The 18,745-nt window shown below is 71.9% G+C and carries 15 protein-coding genes; 8 read left to right on the plus strand and 7 right to left on the minus strand.

Translation table 11 applies throughout. The annotated features are described in order from the left end of the window. Positions 1 to 37 precede the first annotated feature (37 nt). The 5 genes from paaK to SA2016_RS15875 all read left to right on the plus strand — a co-directional run bounded on the left by paaK (position 38) and on the right by SA2016_RS15875 (position 6,077). On the plus strand, positions 38 to 1,312 hold the full coding sequence (gene paaK, locus SA2016_RS15855; protein ID WP_084249797.1) for a phenylacetate--CoA ligase PaaK: 1,275 nt from the start codon (positions 38 to 40) through the stop codon (positions 1,310 to 1,312). A gap of 66 nt (positions 1,313 to 1,378) precedes the next feature. Beyond that, on the plus strand, positions 1,379 to 2,008 hold the full coding sequence (locus SA2016_RS15860; protein WP_066499909.1) for a TetR/AcrR family transcriptional regulator: 630 nt from the start codon (positions 1,379 to 1,381) through the stop codon (positions 2,006 to 2,008). A 155-nt stretch (positions 2,009 to 2,163) separates the two neighbouring features. Further along, a complete protein-coding gene (locus tag SA2016_RS15865) occupies positions 2,164 to 3,867 on the plus strand; it encodes a phospholipase C (RefSeq protein ID WP_084249584.1) in 1,704 nt (567 codons plus the stop codon). A gap of 94 nt (positions 3,868 to 3,961) precedes the next feature. Further along, on the plus strand, positions 3,962 to 4,786 hold the full coding sequence (locus SA2016_RS15870) for a DUF427 domain-containing protein (protein ID WP_066499911.1): 825 nt from the start codon (positions 3,962 to 3,964) through the stop codon (positions 4,784 to 4,786). A gap of 154 nt (positions 4,787 to 4,940) precedes the next feature. Then, on the plus strand, positions 4,941 to 6,077 hold the full coding sequence (locus tag SA2016_RS15875) for a PQQ-dependent sugar dehydrogenase (RefSeq protein ID WP_084249585.1): 1,137 nt from the start codon (positions 4,941 to 4,943) through the stop codon (positions 6,075 to 6,077). A gap of 247 nt (positions 6,078 to 6,324) precedes the next feature. Here the strand turns inward: SA2016_RS15875 and SA2016_RS15880 are convergent, their stop codons facing one another. Genes SA2016_RS15880 through SA2016_RS15890 form a run of 3 tightly spaced genes read right to left on the minus strand, consistent with a single transcriptional unit; the run spans position 6,325 to position 10,448 of the window. Then, a complete protein-coding gene (locus tag SA2016_RS15880) occupies positions 6,325 to 7,518 on the minus strand; it encodes a mannitol-1-phosphate 5-dehydrogenase (RefSeq protein ID WP_066499917.1) in 1,194 nt (397 codons plus the stop codon). Continuing rightward, positions 7,515 to 9,530, minus strand: a complete 2,016-nt coding sequence (locus SA2016_RS15885; RefSeq protein WP_066499918.1) for a PTS mannitol transporter subunit IICBA — start codon at positions 9,528 to 9,530, stop codon at positions 7,515 to 7,517. The genes SA2016_RS15880 and SA2016_RS15885 overlap by 4 nt, the downstream gene beginning before the upstream one ends. A gap of 51 nt (positions 9,531 to 9,581) precedes the next feature. Further along, complete coding sequence (locus SA2016_RS15890; RefSeq protein ID WP_084249586.1) at positions 9,582 to 10,448, minus strand: TetR/AcrR family transcriptional regulator; 867 nt, start codon at positions 10,446 to 10,448, stop codon at positions 9,582 to 9,584. 82 nt (positions 10,449 to 10,530) lie between these two features. Here SA2016_RS15890 and SA2016_RS15895 point away from each other — a divergent pair, with 82 nt between their 5' ends. Genes SA2016_RS15895 through SA2016_RS15905 form a run of 3 tightly spaced genes read left to right on the plus strand, consistent with a single transcriptional unit; the run spans position 10,531 to position 14,400 of the window. Then, positions 10,531 to 10,836 (plus strand): GrpB family protein, encoded by a 306-nt coding sequence (locus tag SA2016_RS15895; protein ID WP_066499930.1) that lies wholly within the window; start codon positions 10,531 to 10,533, stop codon positions 10,834 to 10,836. Between the two features lie 12 nt (positions 10,837 to 10,848). Next, entirely contained in the window at positions 10,849 to 11,910 is a 1,062-nt protein-coding gene (locus tag SA2016_RS15900; RefSeq protein ID WP_066499932.1) for a lactonase family protein, read from the plus strand. Between the two features lie 9 nt (positions 11,911 to 11,919). Continuing rightward, positions 11,920 to 14,400, plus strand: a complete 2,481-nt coding sequence (locus tag SA2016_RS15905) for an HAD-IC family P-type ATPase (protein WP_066499935.1) — start codon at positions 11,920 to 11,922, stop codon at positions 14,398 to 14,400. Between the two features lie 27 nt (positions 14,401 to 14,427). Here SA2016_RS15905 and SA2016_RS15910 read toward each other — a convergent pair whose 3' ends face one another. The 4 genes from SA2016_RS15910 to SA2016_RS15925 form a co-directional block, all read right to left on the minus strand. Further along, a complete protein-coding gene (locus SA2016_RS15910; RefSeq protein WP_066499936.1) occupies positions 14,428 to 15,420 on the minus strand; it encodes a 2-hydroxyacid dehydrogenase in 993 nt (330 codons plus the stop codon). Then, positions 15,417 to 16,376 carry a hydroxymethylglutaryl-CoA lyase-like TIM-barrel protein gene (locus SA2016_RS15915; RefSeq protein ID WP_066499937.1) on the minus strand — a complete coding sequence of 320 codons (960 nt, stop codon included), beginning with the start codon at positions 16,374 to 16,376 and terminating at the stop codon, positions 15,417 to 15,419. The genes SA2016_RS15910 and SA2016_RS15915 overlap by 4 nt, the downstream gene beginning before the upstream one ends. Then, on the minus strand, positions 16,373 to 17,623 hold the full coding sequence (locus SA2016_RS15920; protein ID WP_066499938.1) for a CaiB/BaiF CoA transferase family protein: 1,251 nt from the start codon (positions 17,621 to 17,623) through the stop codon (positions 16,373 to 16,375). Before SA2016_RS15920 ends, SA2016_RS15915 begins: the two co-directional genes overlap by 4 nt. Before the next feature lie 104 nt (positions 17,624 to 17,727). Then, on the minus strand, positions 17,728 to 18,591 hold the full coding sequence (locus SA2016_RS15925; protein ID WP_229710742.1) for an IclR family transcriptional regulator: 864 nt from the start codon (positions 18,589 to 18,591) through the stop codon (positions 17,728 to 17,730). Positions 18,592 to 18,745: the final 154 nt, after the last annotated feature.

The raw sequence follows: 18,745 nt of genomic DNA on the forward strand, positions 1-18,745 counted from the left end.
AGCCTTCGGCCCCGCCGTCCTCGACGCCGAGGAGACGATGAGCCGCGACGAGATCGAGGCCCTGCAGCTGACCCGCCTCAAGGAGACGGTCAAGTACGCCTACGAGCGCGTGCCCCACTACACGCGCAAGTTCGACGAGGCCGGGGTCCGCCCCGAGGACCTCAAGGAGCTCGACGACCTCGCCAAGTTCCCGTACACCACGAAGGAGGACCTCCGCGAGGAGTACCCGTTCGGCATGTTCGCCGTGCCGATGAACCAGGTCACCCGCATCCACGCCTCCTCCGGCACCACGGGCCGCCCCACCGTGGTCGGGTACACGAAGCAGGACCTCGACACCTGGGCCACGATCGTGGCGCGCTGCTTCCGCGCGGCCGGCGTGCGCCCCGGGATGAAGGTCCACAACGCCTACGGCTACGGCCTCTTCACCGGCGGCCTCGGCGCGCACTCGGGCATCGAGAAGCTCGGCGCCACGGTCATCCCGATGTCCGGCGGCCAGACAGAGAAGCAGATCCAGCTCATCGAGGACTTCGCCCCGGACGCCATCTGCTGCACGCCGACCTACCTGCTCACCATCGGCGACGCGATGCTGCACAAGGGCCTCGACCCCCGCAAGACCTCGCTCAAGTACGCCGTGCTCGGCGCCGAGCCATGGACCAACGAGATGCGCGCCGAGCTCGAGGAGATGTTCGGCCTCAAGGCCTCGGACATCTACGGCCTCTCCGAGGTCATGGGCCCGGGCGTGGCGGGCGAGTCCGTCGAGACCCAGGACGGCTCGCACATCTGGGAGGACCACTTCCGCCCAGAGATCGTGGACCCGTTCGACCTGACGAAGACCAAGGCCGACGGCGAGACGGGCGAGCTCGTCTTCACGTCCCTGACCAAGCAGGCCCTGCCGATCATCCGGTACCGCACCAAGGACCTCTCCACCCTGCTGCCGGGCACCGCCCGGCCGGGGCACCGCCGCATGGGCCGCATCTCGGGCCGCACGGACGACATGATCATCCTGCGCGGGGTGAACCTGTTCCCCTCGCAGATCGAGGAGATCGCCCTGCGCATCCCGGAGCTGAGCCCGCACTTCCAGCTCGTCCTGACCCGCCCCGAGGGCCGCCGCATGGACGAGCTCACCGTCAGGATCGAGCCGCGCGACGGCACCACGCCTGAGCAGCGCGACGCGGCCGGCGCAACGCTGCGCCAGCAGATCAAGATCCACATCGGCTCCTCGTGCCGGATCGACGTCGTGGAGCCCGGCTCGCTCGAGCGCTCCAACGGCAAGCTCCGCCGCATCTACGACCTGCGCGAGAAGCAGGCCTGAGCCACACCGTCCGACGGGGCCGCCGGTGCAGCCGGCGGCCCCGTTCCCTTCCCTAGACTGGATCCCATGCCTTCAGCACCTGCCGCCGCCTCCGGCGCCCCCTCCTCCACGGGCCGCCGGGGCCGCCCCGGCTACGACCAGCAGACGGTGCTCAACGTCGCCGTGGAGGTCTTCAACCGGCACGGCTACGATGCGACGAGCATGGGCATCCTCGCGGAGAACCTGGGCATCTCCAAGTCCGCGATCTACCACCACGTCCCCTCGAAGGAGGACCTCCTCTCCCTCGCGCTCGAGCAGGCCCTCGGCGGGCTGGAGTCCGTGTGGGAGGCCCCGGAGTCGCAGTCGGGCCGGGCCGAGGAACGCCTCGAGTTCGTGGTCCGCTCGACCGTGCGCGTGCTCACGGAGCGGCTGCCGTTCGTGACGCTCCTGCTGCGCCTGCGCGGGAACACGGAGACCGAGCGGGCCGCCCTCGAGCGGCGCCGCAGCTTCGACCGCAAGGTCGCCGAGCTCATCGCCGAGGCCCGGGCGGAGGGGAGCATCCGCACGGACATCGATCCGCGCACGGCGTCCCGCCTGCTGTTCGGCACGATCAACTCGATCGTCGAGTGGTACCGCCCCGGCGGGGCGCTCACCCCCGCGAAGCTGGCCGACGACGTCGTGGCCGTGCTCTTCGACGGGCTGCACACCCGCAGCTGACGCGGCCCCTCGCCCGGCAGGGGTGAACACTTGCTGAACTGATGGGGAAGCCCGGGCGAAACCGGGAACTTCCGACGGAGGCCGGCCCTAAGGTCGGTGCGGGAACCACCCGCACCGCCAGGGGACCACCATCCACCGTGAGAAAGTCACAGCCCATGCCCAAGTTCAGCATCCGCGCCGCGGCAGCGACGAGCGCCGTGGCGCTCGCCGCCGCAGCGGCGGGAGGCGTCGCCGCCGCCCTGCCCGCCCAGGCCGCGTCCACGACCACCACGCCCATCAAGCACGTCGTCGTCATCTTCGGGGAGAACGTCTCGTTCGACCACTACTTCGCGACCTACCCGAAGGCCGCCAACGCCCCCGGTGAGAAGGTCCAGGGAACCGGCGCCCCGGCGTCGTCCTTCACCGCCGCGCCCAGCACGCCGAAGAAGGTCGACACCCTCGCCAGCGCGGGCCTGCTCGCGCCGAACAACCCGAACTCGGTCCAGCCGTTCCGCCTCAGCCCGGCCCAGGCCGGCACCTGCGACCAGGACCACGCCTACAAGCCCGAGCAGCAGGCCTACAACGGCGGCCTCATGGACAAGTTCGTCCAGTACACGAGCACGGACGCCTGCGGCGCGCCGCTCTACGGCCGCAACGGCCTGACCATGGGCTACTACGACGGCAACACCGTCACCGGCATGTGGAACTACGCCCAGCACTTCGCGATGAGCGACAACAGCTACGACGACGAGTTCGGCCCGTCGACCCCCGGCGCCCTGAACCTGGTCTCGGGCCAGACGCACGGCGTGGTGAGCGTTGATCCGTTCACCGGGCAGCAGACCGCGGCGCCGGACGCCTACACGGTCAAGTCGCCGAACACCCAGGGTGTGGGCACCGTGACGGGCGACCCCGACCCGGCCTTCGACGACTGCTCCGACAACAGCCACTCCAAGTCCAACGCCCTCGCCGCCATGCAGGGCACCAACGTGGGCGACCTCCTCAACGCCAAGGGCGTCTCCTGGGGCTGGTTCCAGGGCGGCTTCCGCCCCCAGGGCACCGCGACGATCAAGGGCACCGACTACGCGCAGTGCACCACGAAGCACTCGTCCGTGGCCGGGGTCTCCTCGATCGACTACAGCCCGCACCACGAGCCGTTCCAGTACTACGCCTCCACCGCGAATCCGCACCACGTCGCCCCCGCGAGCGAGGCCGAGATCGGCCACAGCGGCCCGGCGAACCACCAGTACGACATGACCGACTTCGACAAGGTCGTGAACACGGACAGCATGCCCGCGGTCTCCTTCCTCAAGGCCCCGATGTACCAGGACGGGCACGCCGGCTACTCGGACCCGATCGACGAGCAGCAGTTCGTGGTGAACGAGATCAACGCGATCCAGAAGTCGAAGAACTGGGACTCGACCGCCGTGGTCCTCGCCTACGACGACTCCGACGGCTGGTACGACCACGTCGCGGCCCAGGTGAAGAACGCCTCCAACGACCCGGCGAACGACGCCGCGTGGTGCCAGAACGCTGCGGCCGCGGGGACCCCTGTCCTCGGCGGCTACCAGGACCGCTGCGGCCCCGGCCAGCGCCTGCCCCTGCTCGTGGTCTCCCCCTACGCGAAGAGCAACTTCGTGGACCACACCCAGACCCAGCAGTCCTCGATCCTGCGCTTCATCGAGGACAACTGGGGCCTCGGCCAGCTCGGTGACGGGTCCTTCGACGCCACCGCGGGGTCGCTGGGCGGCATGTTCAACTTCAACGCCCCGCCGCGCCGGGACGGCCTGATCCTCGATCCGGCCAGCGGATCGGTGGTCCCGGGCGCGTACTGCGCCGGCAACGAGGGCCAGCACCTCGGCCAGGGCGGTTCCTGCCGCTGACCCCCGACGCTGCCCCACCTGGACGGGGCCCCACGGCGCGCAACGCGCCGGGGGCCCCGTTGCCATCCCGGGCCCCACCGGCCACGCTTGCCCTATGGCCATCAGGATTTCCCGCGAGCTCAAGCGGCTCCTCCCCCAGCTCCGCTACGAGCCCACGCCCAAGCGGCTGCGGGCGCGCCTCGGCGACGTCCTCGTGCTCGACTCGCGGCGCGCCGTCGTGCTCTGGGAGCCGGGGCGGCACCTGCCGCTCCACGCGGTGCCGGCGGACGATGTCGCGGCGCGCCTCGAGCCGCTCCACGCGGCTCCCGCGCCGGTGCCGGAGGCGCCGGAGGCCTCGGGGCCGCCGAGCTCGCCCGACCCGTTCTCAGCCCACACGGCCGACGGCGAGGCGCTCGCCGTCGTCGTCGGCGGGATCAGGCTGCCGGGCGCGGCGTTCCGGCTCGCCGACCCCGACCTCGCCGGCTACGTGGCCTTCGACACGGATGCGTTCGCGTGGTTCGAGGAGGACGAGCCGGTGATCGGCCACGCGCGGGACCCGTTCAGCCGGATCGACATGCGGGCCAGCCGTGCGCACGCCCGCGTCCTGCTCGACGGCGTGGTCCTCGCCGAGTCGAGCGAGACCGTGCGCCTCTTCGAGGGGCAGCTGCCGCCCCGGACCTACTTCCGCCGCGAGGACGTCCACTGGGACCGGCTCGCCGAGGATCCGCTGCGGACGGTCTGCCCCTACAAGGGGGTCGCGGAGTACTGGACGGCGCCCGGCCTGGGCGAGACGCGGCCCGTGGCCTGGAGCTACGGGGCCACGACGCCGAGTTTCCCGGAGATGGCCCAGATCCGCGGCCTGGTCGCCTTCTTCGACGAGCGCGTGGACGTCGAGGTGGACGGCGAACGGACCGCCCGGCCGCGGAGCCCGTGGTCGTGATAATCCGCAGCCTGGATGCAATTTTTTCCCGGATGAACTTGTCTGCGCCCTCCGGGCCTGCCTACACTCGAGAGCGTGACCTGCATCTCAATGGCGCGATGCAGGTTTTTCTCTGCCCTCGTTCGGGAGCCCCTCCTCGGGCCGCCGCTGACCCATGAGATCCGCTGATCGGGGACTGACCCCGCGCCGGGCGTTCCTGGCGCTCGCCCTGGCCGGCGCGGCGTCCGGTGCGGCCGCAGCGCTGGGCGCGTGCACGCCGTCGTCCACCCCACGGCCGTCCGCGGCCGGGAGCGCGGCCGCGCCGACCCCGGGCGCCGCATCGGCCCCGACGGTGGCTGGCACCGTCACCGGCGGACTGGACACCCCGTGGTCCATCGCCTTCCTGCCCGGAGGCTCGGCGCTGGTGTCCGAACGCGGCACCGGCCGCATCCTCGAAGTGCCCGCGGGCGGCGGGGAGCCCCGCGAGGCTGGCCGGATCGCCGTGCGCACCGACACCAGCGAGGGCGGCCTTCTCGGCCTCGAGCTCTCGCCGCGGTTCGCAGACGATTCCACGGTCTTCGCGTACTACACGGCCGCGGGCGGCAACCGGGTCGTGGCGCTGCGCTGGGACGGGCGCTCGGTGGGCGGCGAGCGGGTGCTCGTCGACGGGATCCCCGCCGGGACGTTCCACAACGGCGGCCGGATCAAGGTGGGCCCGGACGGGCTGCTGTACATCGGCACCGGGGACGCGACCCGGCAGCCCAACTCCCAGGACCTCGGCAGCCTGGGCGGGAAGGTCCTGCGCGTGGCGCTCGACGGTTCGCCGGCGCCGGGGAACCCGTTCGGGACCCGGATCTACACCTACGGCCACCGCAACGTCCAGGGCCTCGCCTGGGATTCCGGCGGGCGGCTCTGGGCCAGCGAGCTCGGGCCCGACCGCGACGACGAGCTCAACCTGCTCACGCCGGGCGCGCAGTACGGGTGGCCCAGCGTGACGGGCGCCCACAGCGTCAACGGCAGCATCCCGGCCGTGCACGTGTGGCCGAACACGGCGGACGCGTCACCGAGCGCTCTCGCCATCGTGGACGACATCGCCTATGTGGCCTGCCTTCGAGGCGAGCGCCTGTGGCGGCTCCCGCTCCCCGCGCCGGGCGCACCGGTGCCGGGCGGCGGGACGCTGCCGGGGGCGGCCGAGTACTTCCGGGGCCAGTACGGCCGGCTCCGGGACGTGGTCCGGGTCCCCGGGCGCCGGGAGCTGTGGATCGCGACGAACGAGGGCAAGGGCTCGCGGATTCTCGCCGTCGCGGTCTAGCACCCCCCTCCTACCCCGACGCGGGGTCACCTCCCACCCGACGCGAGGTCACCCCCCACCCGACGCGGGGTCACCTCTTCACGAACGCGGAGTCACCTCCCACCCGACGCGAGGTCACCCCCCACCCGACGCGGAGTCACCTCCCGAGGAAGCACTCAAGCTTCTTCGAGAGGTGACCCCATGATGGGAAAGACCTGACCCCGCGATGCGGCAGAGGTGACCCCGCGATGTGGCGAAGGCAGGGCGCTCAGTCGGGCTGGGCGGCCCTGGCCTCCTTGACCCGGGCCGCGACCACACCATGGAGCGGGTGCGCAGCGGACAGGCCCGTGATCTCCTCCACGAGGGCCTCGTCGGTGGACCCGCCAGCGAGCATGGCCTGGAGGCGCTGGGCCTCCTCGTCGTCGGGCGCGTCGAAGGCGAGGGCAGCGCCCATCGCCTCCAGGAGCGCGTCGGCAGGCATGCCGCGCTCGGCGAGCTCGGCGGCTGGGCCGACGAACCGCTCGTGCCGGGACAGCTTGCGCAGCGGCGCCCGGCCCACGCGCTCCACCGGGTCCGGCAGCTCGGGGTTGGCGAACCGGCCGAGGATCTTCTCGACGTACGCCTGCTGCTGCTCGGGCGCGAAGCCGTACTTCGCCACGAGCAGGGACTTGGTCTCGGCGAGGACCGCCTCGACCTTGGCCCGGACCTCCGGCATCGCGAGGGCATCCGAGATCTTCTCGGCCCCCGCGCGCCGCCCGAAGTACGCCGCGGAGGCGTGCCCGGTGTTGACCGTGAAGAGCTTGCGCTCGATGTACGGGCCGAGCGAGTCGACCCAGGTCACGCCGGGGATGTCCGGCACTTCGTCGCCGAAGGGCCCCTGCTCAATTGCCCATTCGAAGTACGGCTCCACGCGCACGTCGAGGCCGCCGGAAGGGTCCTGGGTCGGCACGATGCGGTCCACCGCGGTGTTGGCGAACACGGCGCGCGCGTCCACGGCCGCGTCGTCGAGCCCCTCGCCCGCCGCCGCGGCGCGGACCTCCGCCTCGAGGATGTCCGTGGCATTGATCGCGTTCTCGCAGGCCATGACGGCGAGCGGGCCCGCGCCGGCGGGACGGGCGGCGATGCCGCGCGCAATCGCCGGTGCGACGAACTTGAGGATGGTCGGGCCCACCGCCGTGGTGACGATCTCGGCCTCCGCGATGCGGTCGACGAGCTCGGCCTCGTTCGTGGCCGAGTTCACCGCCGCGTAGCCGTCCACCACGTGGTCGACGCCGCCCTGGCCCACCTCGTGCACGGTGTACGAGGGGGTGGCGTTGATCGCGTCGATGAGCGGCGCCGCCACGTCGGCGAACACGAGCCGGTAGCCGGCGTTGTGGAGCAGCAGCCCCACGAAGCCGCGGCCGATGTTCCCCGCGCCGAAGTGGACCGCCGTGCCCCGGGATCCTGCCGATGCCTCGCTCACGCGTTCACCTTTCCGAAGATGTCCAGGACCTCGTCGGCAGTCGTCGCGGCCTCGAGTCGGGCCACCTGCTCCTTGTCGCCGAAGACCTTGGCGATCTTGGCGAGAATGCCGAGGTGTTCCTTGCCCTTGCCGGCGATGCCGACGACGAACTTCACCGGCTTGCCCTTCCAGTCGACGGGCTCGTCGTAGCGGACGAACGTCACGGCCGAGGCCTGGATGTGGTCCTTGGCCTCGTTGGTGCCGTGCGGGATGGCCAGGAAGTTGCCCATGTATGTGGAGACCGAGCTCTCGCGCTCGTGCATCGAGGCCACGTAGGCGTCGTCGACGGCGCCCGCCTCCTTGAGCAGCCGGCCGGCCTCGTCGATCGCCCCGGCCATGTCCGCGACGGAGCCCGTGAGGACGATTGATTCGCGGCGCAGCACGTTCGGCGTCTCCGCGTGGCGGTGCGGCACCGGGACGTGGGAGGCCGCGGCCTCGGACTCGGAGGCGGGCTCGGCCTTGGCGGCGACGCCCTCGAACGGCACGTCCTCGGTGGCCTCCTGCTCGTCGAGGAGCGCGACGATCTCGTCGTACTTGGGGCTGCCCATGAAGTTGTCGACCGTGACGATCTGGGCGCTCGGGGTCTTCTGCTCCGCCCTCAGGGCCAAGTCCTGGTGGACCACCACCATGTCGTAGGTGTCCGTGAGGTTCGCGATGGCCTGGTTGACCACTGTGACGTCCTTGTGGCCCGCGGCGCGGATCTTGTTGCGCAGCACCGAGGCACCCATCGCGGAGGAGCCCATGCCGGCGTCGCACGCGAAGACGATCTTCTTGATCTCGGTCACGGTGGCGACTCCGCCGGCAGCACCGCCCCGGAGCATGCTCGAGGCCATGGACTTCTTGCCCTTCATGCCCTCCATCTGGGAGGTGGCCGCGGCCAGATCACCCTCGCCCTTGTCCTTGGACGTCCGCAGGATCACCGAGGCGATGACGAAGGAGACGGCGCTGGCGAGCAGCACCGACAGGATCACGCCGAAGTAGCTGTCCTTCGACGTCTGCGCCAGCACGGCGATGATCGACCCCGGGGCGGCCGGGGCGACGAGCCCGGAATGGGTGACCGCGAGGGTCGCGATGCCGGTCATGCCGCCAGCCATCGTGGCGAGGATGAGGATCGGCTTCATCAGAACGTACGGGAAGTAGATCTCGTGGATGCCGCCGATGAAGTGGATGAGCGCGGCACCGGGGGCCGAGGCCTTGGCCGCGCCGCGGCCGAAGAACATGTAGGCCAGCAGGATCCCGAGGCCGGGGCCGGGGTTGGCTTCGAGCAGGAACAGGATCGACTTGCCCTGCTCGAGGGACTGCTGGGTGCCGAGCGGGGTGAGGACGCCGTGGTTGATGGCGTTGTTGAGGAACAGAACCTTGGCCGGCTCGATGAAGATCGAGGTGAGCGGGAGCAGACCGTTGCTGACGAGGAACTCGACGACCCGGCCCGCCTGCTCAGTGAACCACGTCACGACGGGGCTGATCGCGTAGAACCCGAACAGGGCAAGAATGGCGCCCCAGATGCCGGCGGCGAAGTTGTTGACAAGCATCTCGAAGCCCGGCTTGATCTTGCCGTCCCAGATGGCGTCGATCTTCTTCATCGTCCAGCCGCCCAGGGGGCCCATGATCATGGCGCCGATGAACATCGGGATGCCGGCGCCGATAATCACGCCCATGGTGCCGATGGCCCCGACCACACCGCCGCGGACATCGTAGACGGCCTTGCCGCCGGTGTAGGCGATGAGAAGAGGGAGGAGGTAGGTGATCATCGGTCCGACGAGGCCCACGTAAGGCTTGCCGTCGGGGCCGTTGCCGAAGCCGCCGAGGGCCCCGACGGGGAGCCAGCCCTTCTCGATGAAGAGGGCCGTGATGAGCCCCCAGGCGATGAAGGCGCCGATATTGGGCATGATCATGCCCGAGAGGAACGTGCCGAACTTCTGCACCCCGGCCCGGGCCGTGTGCAGTCGCGACGGCGCTGCTGTGGTCGACATGGTGATCCTGCTTTCTGTTCAGGACGCAGCACGCGGCTGCTGGGATCGGGGTCAGCTCGTCCGGTCAGTGCGGCGTCCGGGCGGCGCGTCGGGCGCGCTCGAGAGCCGGTGAAGCCATTCGAGGAAGAGCTTCATCTCGGTGCCGGACAGCTGGTCCGGGTGCGAGGACTGGAGCGTGGCGTTGAGGGCGATGGCGGCAGCCACGTAGCTGGGCTGCCCGTCCTGGCCGGCCGGCGCTCCCGCGCGGGGGATGTCTACGAGGGTGGGGTCCGTGAGCACCGAGCGCAGCACGGCGTCCCGGGTCTGGACCGAGAGGGCGGAGGCAGACACCGGCCGGCCGGGTCCGTCCGACGACGTGTCCCCGCTGCCCGCGGTGGTGTCCGCGATGAGCATGAGGGTCACACCGATATTGGAGGCGAGGACGGCGCGCGCGGCCTCCACGGGACGGACGGCGAGCTGCCCGGCGACGGCGAGCCTCGTGAGCTCGGCTTCGAGGAGGCGTTCGGCCTCCACGACCACCCCTGGGCGGCGGCTCGGCCCGGCGTTGCCGAACATGAGCAGGTACAGCTGGGCATGGGTGACGCCGAACTGCACGTGCACGTCCCAGAGCCGCTTGACGTCCTCGATGGGCGCGTCCGTGCGCTCGATGCTGCCCTCGCTCCGGATGAACTCCTCGAAGCCGCGCGCGACGACTGCCTCCATGAGGCCGTCCTTGTCCCCGAAGTGGTGGTACAGGGTGGGCGCGGTGACCCCCGCCCTCTCGGTGATCTGGCGGGTGGAGACGGTGTTCCCGTCGGAGGCCGCCACGAGTTCCATGGCTGCCTGGAGGATGCGCTCCCGGGGCGAGGGTGCGGCGGCGCGCTGCTGCAGCTTCTCCGCTGCGGCATCTCCGGCCACCTCGACCGCCCCTTTGCGCATGGCCGCTACGGTAGTCGATATAGCAGCGCTATACAAGGGGCGGCTGTGATCCCCGCCATGCCGCCCTTGCTACCGTGGGCGCATGGACTCCCCCAGCCCCGAGGAGGCGGCGCGCAGGGCCGCCGTCATGCGTCACCACGAGCCGGTGGACGGCGAGGATCCGTGGGTCGGGCCGCCGCCGCCCGCCGTCCCGATCCGCGTGGTGGCGTACGACGCCGCGTGGCCGGCGCAGTTCCACGAGGTCGCCGCCGGGATCCGCGCCGACCCCGCGGAGGTGCCGCAGGTGAACCTGCATGTGTTCGCCCCCGGCTGTCCTGAGGCGGAGCGGCACCGTATGTTCCGCGCCGCGGGGTGGATTGATGACCCGCAGGCCACATCGTCACGCTGAGGAGCACACGCCATGGCCTCCACCTTCGTCTACATCGCCTGCGCCGGCGGCGGCGCCGTCGACACGCTCTCCCTCGACGCGGTCTCCGGCCGGCTCGAGCTCGTCTCGCGCGCCGAGGGCCTGCCGAAGGTCACCGCGCTCACCCTCGACCCCGCCGGCACGCTGTACGCCGGCGTGAACGGGGAGCCGCGGCGCACGGTGGCCCTCGCGCTCGACCCCGCGAGCGGCGCGGCCTCGCCCGCCGGCGTGCGCGAGGTCCCTGCCACGACGTGCTTCCTGTCGCTGCGCCCCGACCGCGAGGTGCTCTTCAGCGCGTCGTACCACGAGGGGCTCATGGCGGCCTACGCGGTCCCGGGCCCGGACGGTTCCGCCGGCCCGGTCACCGAGTACCGCTCGGGGCCCAACACCCATTCGGCTGTCCCGAGCCCGGACGGCCGCTTCGTCTACGCGGCATCCCTCGGGGCGGACCGCATCTCGTGGTTCCCGATCGACTCCGGGACCGCCGGCGGCGGGGTGGTCCGGCCTGCCGGCCACGTGGACGCCGCCCCGGGCTCGGGGCCCCGCTTCCTGCGCCACAGCGCGGACGGCCGGCGCGTGTACGTGAGCCACGAGCGCACCGGGACCGTGGACGTGTACGCGCGCGACGCCGGGACGGGCGCCCTCGAGCTGATGCAGCGGACCTCGGCCGTGGAGGGCCTGGACCTGGAGCCCGGGCCGATCCGCTCGCCCCGGACCCCTGACCCGGGCCCCGGCGTGGTGTGGTGCGCAGACCTCCGCCTGACGCCGGACGAGCGGTTCGTGTACGTCACGGAGCGCTCCACGAGCACGATCGCCGCGTTCTCCGTGGCCCACGACGGCCGCCTGTCCTTCCTGCGGCGGACCGAGACCGAGGCGCAGCCGCGCGGGATCGGGATCGACCCCTCGGGCAGCTGGCTCCTGGCGTGCGGGGAGAGGTCCGGCCACGTCACCTCCTACGCCATCGGCCAGGACGGCCGGCTGGACCCCGTGGGGCGGGCCGAGACAGCGGCGGGCCCGCTGTGGATCGAATGCTGGAGGCCCGCACGGGCCGACTAGTGTTGGACCATGGGTGAGGGGACCACTGTCGGGCCACCTGGGGAACGCGCCCCCGCTGCGACCGGCGGGCTGACCGCCGAGGAGGTCGCCGAGCGGGTCGCGTCCGGCGCCACGAACGATGTCCCGACGCGCCCGGGCCGCAGCACGTGGGAGATCGTCCGCGCGAACGTCTTCACCCGCATCAACGCGATCTTCGCGGTGCTCGCGGCGATCATCTTCGCCACCGGCCACCTGCTGGACGGGCTGTTCGCCGGCCTCATCGTGGCCAACTCGATCGTGGGCATCGTCCAGGAGCTGCGCGCCAAGCGCACCCTGGACCGGCTCGCGATCGTGGGACAGGCGCACCCCCACGTGCGCCGGGACGGCACCACCGTGCAGCTGCCGCCGCACGGCATTGTGCTCGACGACGTGATCGAGCTCGGGCCCGGCGACCAGGCCGTCGTGGACGGCGAGGTGCTCTGGGCGCAGGGCCTCGAGCTCGACGAGTCCCTGCTCACCGGCGAGGCCGACCCGATCCCGAAAACGCCGGGCAGCCCTGTCCTCTCCGGCTCCTACGTCTCCGCCGGCACGGGGCTGTACCGGGCCACCAAGGTGGGCCGTGAGGCGTACGCCGCCCAGCTTGAGGCCGAGGCGAGCAAGTTCACCCTGGTCGACTCCGAGCTGCGCAGCGGCATCAATACAATCCTCAAGGTCATCACGTGGCTGCTCGTGCCGGCGGGCCTCCTCTCGGTCTACAACCAGCTCACGGGCCGGCAGGCGCTGCCGGACGCCCTCCGCGGCATGGTCGCGGCCCTCGTGCCCATGGTCCCCGAGGGTCTCATCCTCATGACCACGATCGCGTTCGCCGTGGGAGTGGTGCGGCTCGGGCGGCGGAACTGCCTCGTCAACGAGCTGCCGGCGATCGAGGGGCTGGCCCGCGTGGACGTGGTCTGTGCGGACAAGACCGGCACCCTGACGGAGAACGCGATGGAGCTCGCCGAGGTGCGCGGCCTCGCGCCGGGTGGTGCGGCACCGAGGCACGACGCCGGCCCGCACCTCCCCGAGCATCGGCTCGCCCTCGCGGCCCTCGCCGCCGCGGACCAGCGCCCGAACGCGAGCATGCAGGCCATCCGGGACGCCTTCCCGGACTCCCCCGGCTGGGCGACGGCCCAGACCCTGCCGTTCTCCTCGGCGCGCAAGTACGGCGGCGTCGCGTTCGAGGGCCACGGGGCGTGGCTGCTCGGGGCTCCGGACGTGCTGCTCCCGGCCGGCTCGCCCGCGCGGGCCGAGGCCGAGGAGATCGGGGCGCGGGGGCTGCGGGTGCTCCTGCTGGCCCGCGCGGCGCGGCTCCCCGAGGCGTCCCCCCAGCCGGGAGGCGACGCCGCAGGCGGAACCCGGCCGGGCGGCGTCGTGCGCGGGGTCGAGCCCGAGGCGCTCGTGGTGCTCGAGCAGAAGGTGCGCGAGGACGTGCGCCCCACGCTCGACTACTTCGGGGCGCAGCACGTCACGGTCAAAGTCATCTCCGGCGACAACGCGGCCTCGGTCGGGGCGGTCGCGGGCCAGCTCTCGCTGCCGGGCGCGGAGGCGCCGGTGGACGCGCGGACGCTGCCCGAGGACGGCGAGGCCCTCGCGGATGCAGTCGAGGAGCGGACCGTGTTCGGCCGGGTGGGCCCGGCGCAGAAGCGCGCCATGGTCCGGGCCCTGCAGGACCGCGGGCACACCGTGGCCATGACGGGCGACGGCGTCAACGACGTCCTCGCGCTCAAGGACGCGGACATCGGGGTCGCGATGGGCGCCGGCAGCCCGGCGGCACGGGCCGTCGCGCAGATCGTGCTGCTCGACAACCGGTTCGCGACACTCCCGCACGTGGTCGGCGAGGGGCGGCGCGTGATCGGGAACATCGAGCGGGTCGCGAACCTGTTCCTGACCAAGACGGTGTACTCGGTGCTCCTCGCGCTCCTGGTCGGCGTGCCCGGGCTGATCGGCTTCGAGGCGCTGCCGTACCCGTTCCTGCCCCGCCACGTCACCATCACCGGCTGGTTCACGATCGGCCTGCCGGCGTTCGTCCTCTCGCTCGCGCCGAACCACGACCGCGCGCGCCCCGGCTTCGTCGGGAGGGTCCTGCGGATGGCGATCCCGGCCGGGATGGTCATCGCGGCGGCCTCGTTCACGTCCTACCTGCTGGTCCGCCCCGCGGTGGCCGACGGCGGGACCACCCAGGTGCAGGCCAGCACCTCCGCGCTCATCACGCTCATCGCGATCGCGCTCTGGGTGCTGGCGATCGTCGCCCGGCCCTACGCGTGGTGGAAGGTGCTGCTCGTGGCAGCCATGATGGCCGCCTCCTACGCGATGTTCGCCATGCCGCTCACCCGAGAGCTGTTCGAGCTCGACCCGGGCAATGCCGGGCACACGTGGACGGCGCTGGCCTGCGCGGGCGCCGGAATCGTGCTGGTCGAGCTCGCGTGGTGGGTGGACGGCTGGCTGCGGAGGGTACGGACCACGCGCGCGTAGCGGTCCTGGGCAGCGGGCGCGGGAGGGTCAGGACCACGCCTCGGGGTTGACGGGGTGGTCCGGGGTCCGGCCCTCGGCCATCGCGATGGCGTTCAGGGCGCTGAGCCGGGACATCTCAGCACGGACGGAGACCGTGGCGCTTCCGATGTGCGGCAGCAGGACGGTGTTGGGCAGGTCCGCGAGTCCGGGCGCGAGCCGGGGCTCGTCCTCGAAGACGTCCAGGCCGGCGCCGGCGATCGTCCCGCTGCGCAGGGCCCGCACGAGCGCGGCCTCGTCGACCACGGGCCCGCGGGCCGTGTTGATGAGGATCGCCGAGGGCTTCATGCGCCCCAGGACGTCCGCGTCCACGAGGTGGCGGGTGCCCTCGGTGAGGGGGACGTGGAGGGAGAGGTAGTCGCTCTCGGCGACGAGCCCGTCCCAGGAGACCTTGCGGACCCTACCGGCGAACTCGCCCAGCTCGCTCTCGTCCACCGGACGGTCGGCGGGCGGCCGGGGGGCGAACAGCACCTCCATGCCGAAGGCGAGCGCGCGCCGCGCCGTGGCCCGGGCTATGCGGCCGAATCCGGCGAGTCCTAGCGTGCGTCCGGAGACGTCGGCGCCGAGCATGAGCTCGGGCTCCCACCCGTGGAACCGCCCCTCGCGCACCATCCGGTCCGCCTCGATGACCCGGCGCCCGGTGCCCAGGATCAGCAGCATGGCGATGTCCGCGGTGGCGTCCGTCAGGACCCCGGGCGTGTTGCCGACCATGATTCCGCGCCCGGTCGCGGCCGCGATGTCGATGTTGTTGTAGCCGACCGCGAAGTTGGAGATCCCCTTGACCTTCGCCCGTGCCAGCAGCGGTGCATCGATGCGGTCCCGCAGCTGCGTCAGGACCACGTCGAACTCCCCGCTCGCGCACCGCGCCGCGAGGTCCTCATAGGTCGGCGGCTCCTCGAGCACGGTCACCTCGGCGGCGCCGTCCAGGAGGGAGGGGCCGGGTTCGGGGATCGGGGTGGTGACGAGGATCCTGGACCGGGTCACAGGGCCTCCCGGCACGAGGGTACCCCGTCGCCCGGGATGACCCACTCGAAGGCCTTGGCCTTGGACCGGGCGCCCTGGGCTGCCTTGGAACGGTTCGGCTCGCCGAGCTCGCCCAGGAGCGTCTCCGAGAGTCCGACGACGCCCGCGAAGGCCTCGGGGTCCAGCCAGCCCGGGCGGGTGGCGAAGAGGAGGTCCTCGCTCGAAGTGTTCCCGCTGGCGCCGGGGGCGAACGGGCAGCCGCCGAGGCCGCCGAGCGCCCCGTCGACGACCGCGGCTCCCGCCGCAGCCGCGGCGAGGGAGTTCGCCACGCCCTGTCCCCAGGTGTCGTGCCCGTGGAAGACGATCCGCCGCTGGGGGGTCTCGGCAGCCACCCGCGAGACCAGATCCGCGACCTCGCCGGGGAAGGCCTGGCCGAGGGTGTCGCAGACCACGATGTCCTCGGCGCCGGCCGTGCGGGCGTCCTCGGCGATGCGGAGCACCCGCTCGGGGGCCACCGGCCCCTCGAAGGGGCAGGTGAAGGAGGTGGCGATGCACAGCTGGATGCGTCCCCCAGCGTCCAGGGTGCGGGCAATCGCGTCCGGCATCGTGGCCAGGCTCTGCTCGGTGGTCCGTCCGATGTTCGCCTCGTTGTGCGCGTCCGAGGCGGAGAAGCAGTACTGGATGTTGCGGGCGCCCGCGGCCAGGGCCTTCTCGACGTGCCGCGGAGTGGCGGCCCAGATCCAGCACCTCTCGAGTTCCTCGGCCGTGAGGCCGGCGATGACCTCGAGGGTATTGGCCATGGGCGGCACGAGGTCCGGCCGGGCCATCGAGCCGATCTCGAGCTCGGGCACCCCGAGGCGGAGCAGGTCCCGCGCGAGGCGGACCTTGAACTCGGTCGGGAGCAGCTTCCCGGTCAGCTGCAGGCCGTCCCGCAGCGTCACGTCACGCAATGTGGTTCGGGTGTGGGGGCTGGTCACAGGAGGGCTCCTTCCCCGGCCGCGACGGCCTGGATCTGCTCGGGGGTCATGCCGAGGATGTCGGTGAGGACTTCGCGGGTGTGTTGGCCGAGGTCGGGGCCGAGGCTGCGGATGGGCAGCGAGGTCCCGCCGATGACGGGGACGATGCCGGGGAAGCCGACGTTCTCGATCACGTCCTCGCCGGTGGAGACGGGCAGGCGCTGGACCATGTTCCGCGCCTTGTACTGCTCGTCGCGGCAGATGTCCGCGGCGGTGTAGATCGGCCCGCTCGGGACCCCGGCCTCCTCGAGGATGGCCAGGGCCTCCGCCTGGGGGTGCTGCGCGGCCCAGTCCCCGATCGCGGCGTCCAGCTCCTCGCGGCGGGCCCAGCGGACCTCATTGCTGGCCAGCGCCGGGTCCTCGGCGAGGTCCGGCCGGCCGATCACCCGCATGTAGCGCTGGAAGATCGAATCGCCGTTGCCCGCGACGACGATGCTCGCCCCGTCCTGGCACACGTACGCGTTCGAGGGCGCGATCCCGTCCATCCGGCCGCCGGTGCGCTCGCGCCGGACGCCGAAGGCCTCGTAGTCCGGCACGAGGGACTCCATCATCGACAGCATCGCCTCGTTCAGGGCCACATCGATCACCCGTTCCCCCAGCGGCACACCGGGCTGGGCCGCGCCCCGGCGCACCTCGCGCTGGAACAGGGCCATCACCGAGCCGAAGGCCGCGTACAGGCCGGCGATCGAGTCCCCGATCGAGACGCCCACCCGCACCGGCGGCCGGTCGGGGTCCCCGACCAGCTCCCGGAAGCCCCCGACCGCCTCGGCGACCGCGGCGAACCCGGGCCGCGGCGACAGCGGGCCCGTCTGCCCGAACGCCGAGATGCGCGTGATGACCAGGTCCGGGTTGGCCGCGTTGAGCGCCTCCGGGCCGATCCCCCACTTCTCCAGCGTCCCGGGCCGGAAGTTCTCCAGCAGCACGTCGCAGTGCTTGGCCAGCTCGAGCACGAGCCGGCGGCCCTCCTCGGTCTTCAGGTCCAGCACGACCGACTTCTTGTTCCGGTTGATCGTGCGGTACAGCATGGACGTCGTCCCGGCATGGAGCCGCCAGCTGCGCAGCTCGTCCCCCGTCCGGGGCCGCTCGACCTTGATGACCTCGGCACCGAAGTCGGCCAGCAGCCGCCCCGCCGTCGGCGCAGCGATGTAGTTGCCGAGCTCGAGGACCCGGACCCCGGCCAGCGGGGCGATCTGGTGGTCTTCGTGCATGATGCTCCCTCTGGGCAGGCTTCCGTCATCGATGAGGGTCGATGCCTTTCACCTACATTATGGGCTCTTGCCCACAAAGTGGGCAAGAGCCGGCGCGCCCGAGGCTATCGGGGAAGGCGGCCGCCGATGAGGCGCGTGGCCTGCTCGGCCGCCGCCACGAGGGGCTCGATCCAGGCCTGGCACTTCTCGGCCGTGACCCTCAGCGAGGGGCCGCTCACACTCAAGGCCCCAGCGAGGTCGCCCATCGACGTGAAGACGGGGGCAGCCAGGCCGGTGGCACCCTCATCACGCTCGTCGGAGGTGATCGCGTAGCCGTCCCGCCGGGTCTGGTCGACATCGGAGCGCAGCCGGTCCGGGTCGGTGATCGTGTGCTCGGTGAGCCGCTCGAGGGTCGAGGAGAGCACGGCCGCCTCGGCGTCGGGATTCCAGGCCAGCAGGACGCGTCCGGCCGAGCCGGCATGCAGGGGCAGGAGCTTGCCCACGTGCATCTCGCGGCGCAGGGCGTGCCGGGTCTCGGCCATGGCCACGCAGACTCGCACGTTCTCCTCGAGCCGGAACAGCGTGACCGTCTCCCCCGTGAGGTCCCTGAGCCCCTCGAGGACGGGCTTGATGATCTCGAGCTCGTCGAGTCCCCGCGTCGCGGGCGCGGCCCAGTAGGCGAACTTCACCCCGATGCGCACCCGGTCGCCCTCGCGGTCCAGGAACTCCTCCGCGACGAGGTTCGCCACGAGCCGCTGGACGGTCGAGGTCGGGTACCCGGTGGCGGCCCGGATTTCCGAGAGGGTCAGCGCCGGGCGCGAGAGGGTGAAGGAGTCCAGGATGCCCCGGATCTTCCCCAGGACGAGCAGAGGCTTGACCCCGCTGGAGAGTTCGCGGGCGCCGTCCCGGCGCGCCACCGGGGCGGCCAGCTCCTCGTCGTCCCAGCCCTCCGGGCCCGATGCACTCGCTGCTGGCCTCTGCGCGTTCACTGCGGCCCCTCCCGTGGGTCGATGCGGCTCCTGAAGCGCGAGTCTAGGCCGCCGCGGACGGAGCAGCGATTCGGCGGACGCGCCGACCCTACCCATCAGATGTGACGTGGGCTATATTCAGGGGTGTTGCGAATCACATAGTGGTTTGCGAACC

It is taken from the genome of Sinomonas atrocyanea, assembly GCF_001577305.1.
Classification (GTDB): Bacteria; Actinomycetota; Actinomycetes; order Actinomycetales; family Micrococcaceae; genus Sinomonas; species Sinomonas atrocyanea.

What these genes read in the sequence shown, in the direction of transcription:
- paaK (WP_084249797.1), top strand. Translation starts at nt 38, where the DNA reads ATGAGCCGCGACGAGATCGAGGCCCTGCAGCTGACCCGCCTCAAGGAG.
- SA2016_RS15860 (WP_066499909.1), top strand. Translation starts at nt 1,379, where the DNA reads ATGCCTTCAGCACCTGCCGCCGCCTCCGGCGCCCCCTCCTCCACGGGC.
- SA2016_RS15865 (WP_084249584.1), top strand. Translation starts at nt 2,164, where the DNA reads ATGCCCAAGTTCAGCATCCGCGCCGCGGCAGCGACGAGCGCCGTGGCG.
- SA2016_RS15870 (WP_066499911.1), top strand. Translation starts at nt 3,962, where the DNA reads ATGGCCATCAGGATTTCCCGCGAGCTCAAGCGGCTCCTCCCCCAGCTC.
- SA2016_RS15875 (WP_084249585.1), top strand. Translation starts at nt 4,941, where the DNA reads ATGAGATCCGCTGATCGGGGACTGACCCCGCGCCGGGCGTTCCTGGCG.
- SA2016_RS15885 (WP_066499918.1), bottom strand. Translation starts at nt 9,530, where the DNA reads ATGTCGACCACAGCAGCGCCGTCGCGACTGCACACGGCCCGGGCCGGG.
- SA2016_RS15890 (WP_084249586.1), bottom strand. Translation starts at nt 10,448, where the DNA reads ATGCGCAAAGGGGCGGTCGAGGTGGCCGGAGATGCCGCAGCGGAGAAG.
- SA2016_RS15895 (WP_066499930.1), top strand. Translation starts at nt 10,531, where the DNA reads ATGGACTCCCCCAGCCCCGAGGAGGCGGCGCGCAGGGCCGCCGTCATG.
- SA2016_RS15900 (WP_066499932.1), top strand. Translation starts at nt 10,849, where the DNA reads ATGGCCTCCACCTTCGTCTACATCGCCTGCGCCGGCGGCGGCGCCGTC.
- SA2016_RS15905 (WP_066499935.1), top strand. Translation starts at nt 11,920, where the DNA reads ATGGGTGAGGGGACCACTGTCGGGCCACCTGGGGAACGCGCCCCCGCT.
- SA2016_RS15920 (WP_066499938.1), bottom strand. Translation starts at nt 17,623, where the DNA reads ATGCACGAAGACCACCAGATCGCCCCGCTGGCCGGGGTCCGGGTCCTC.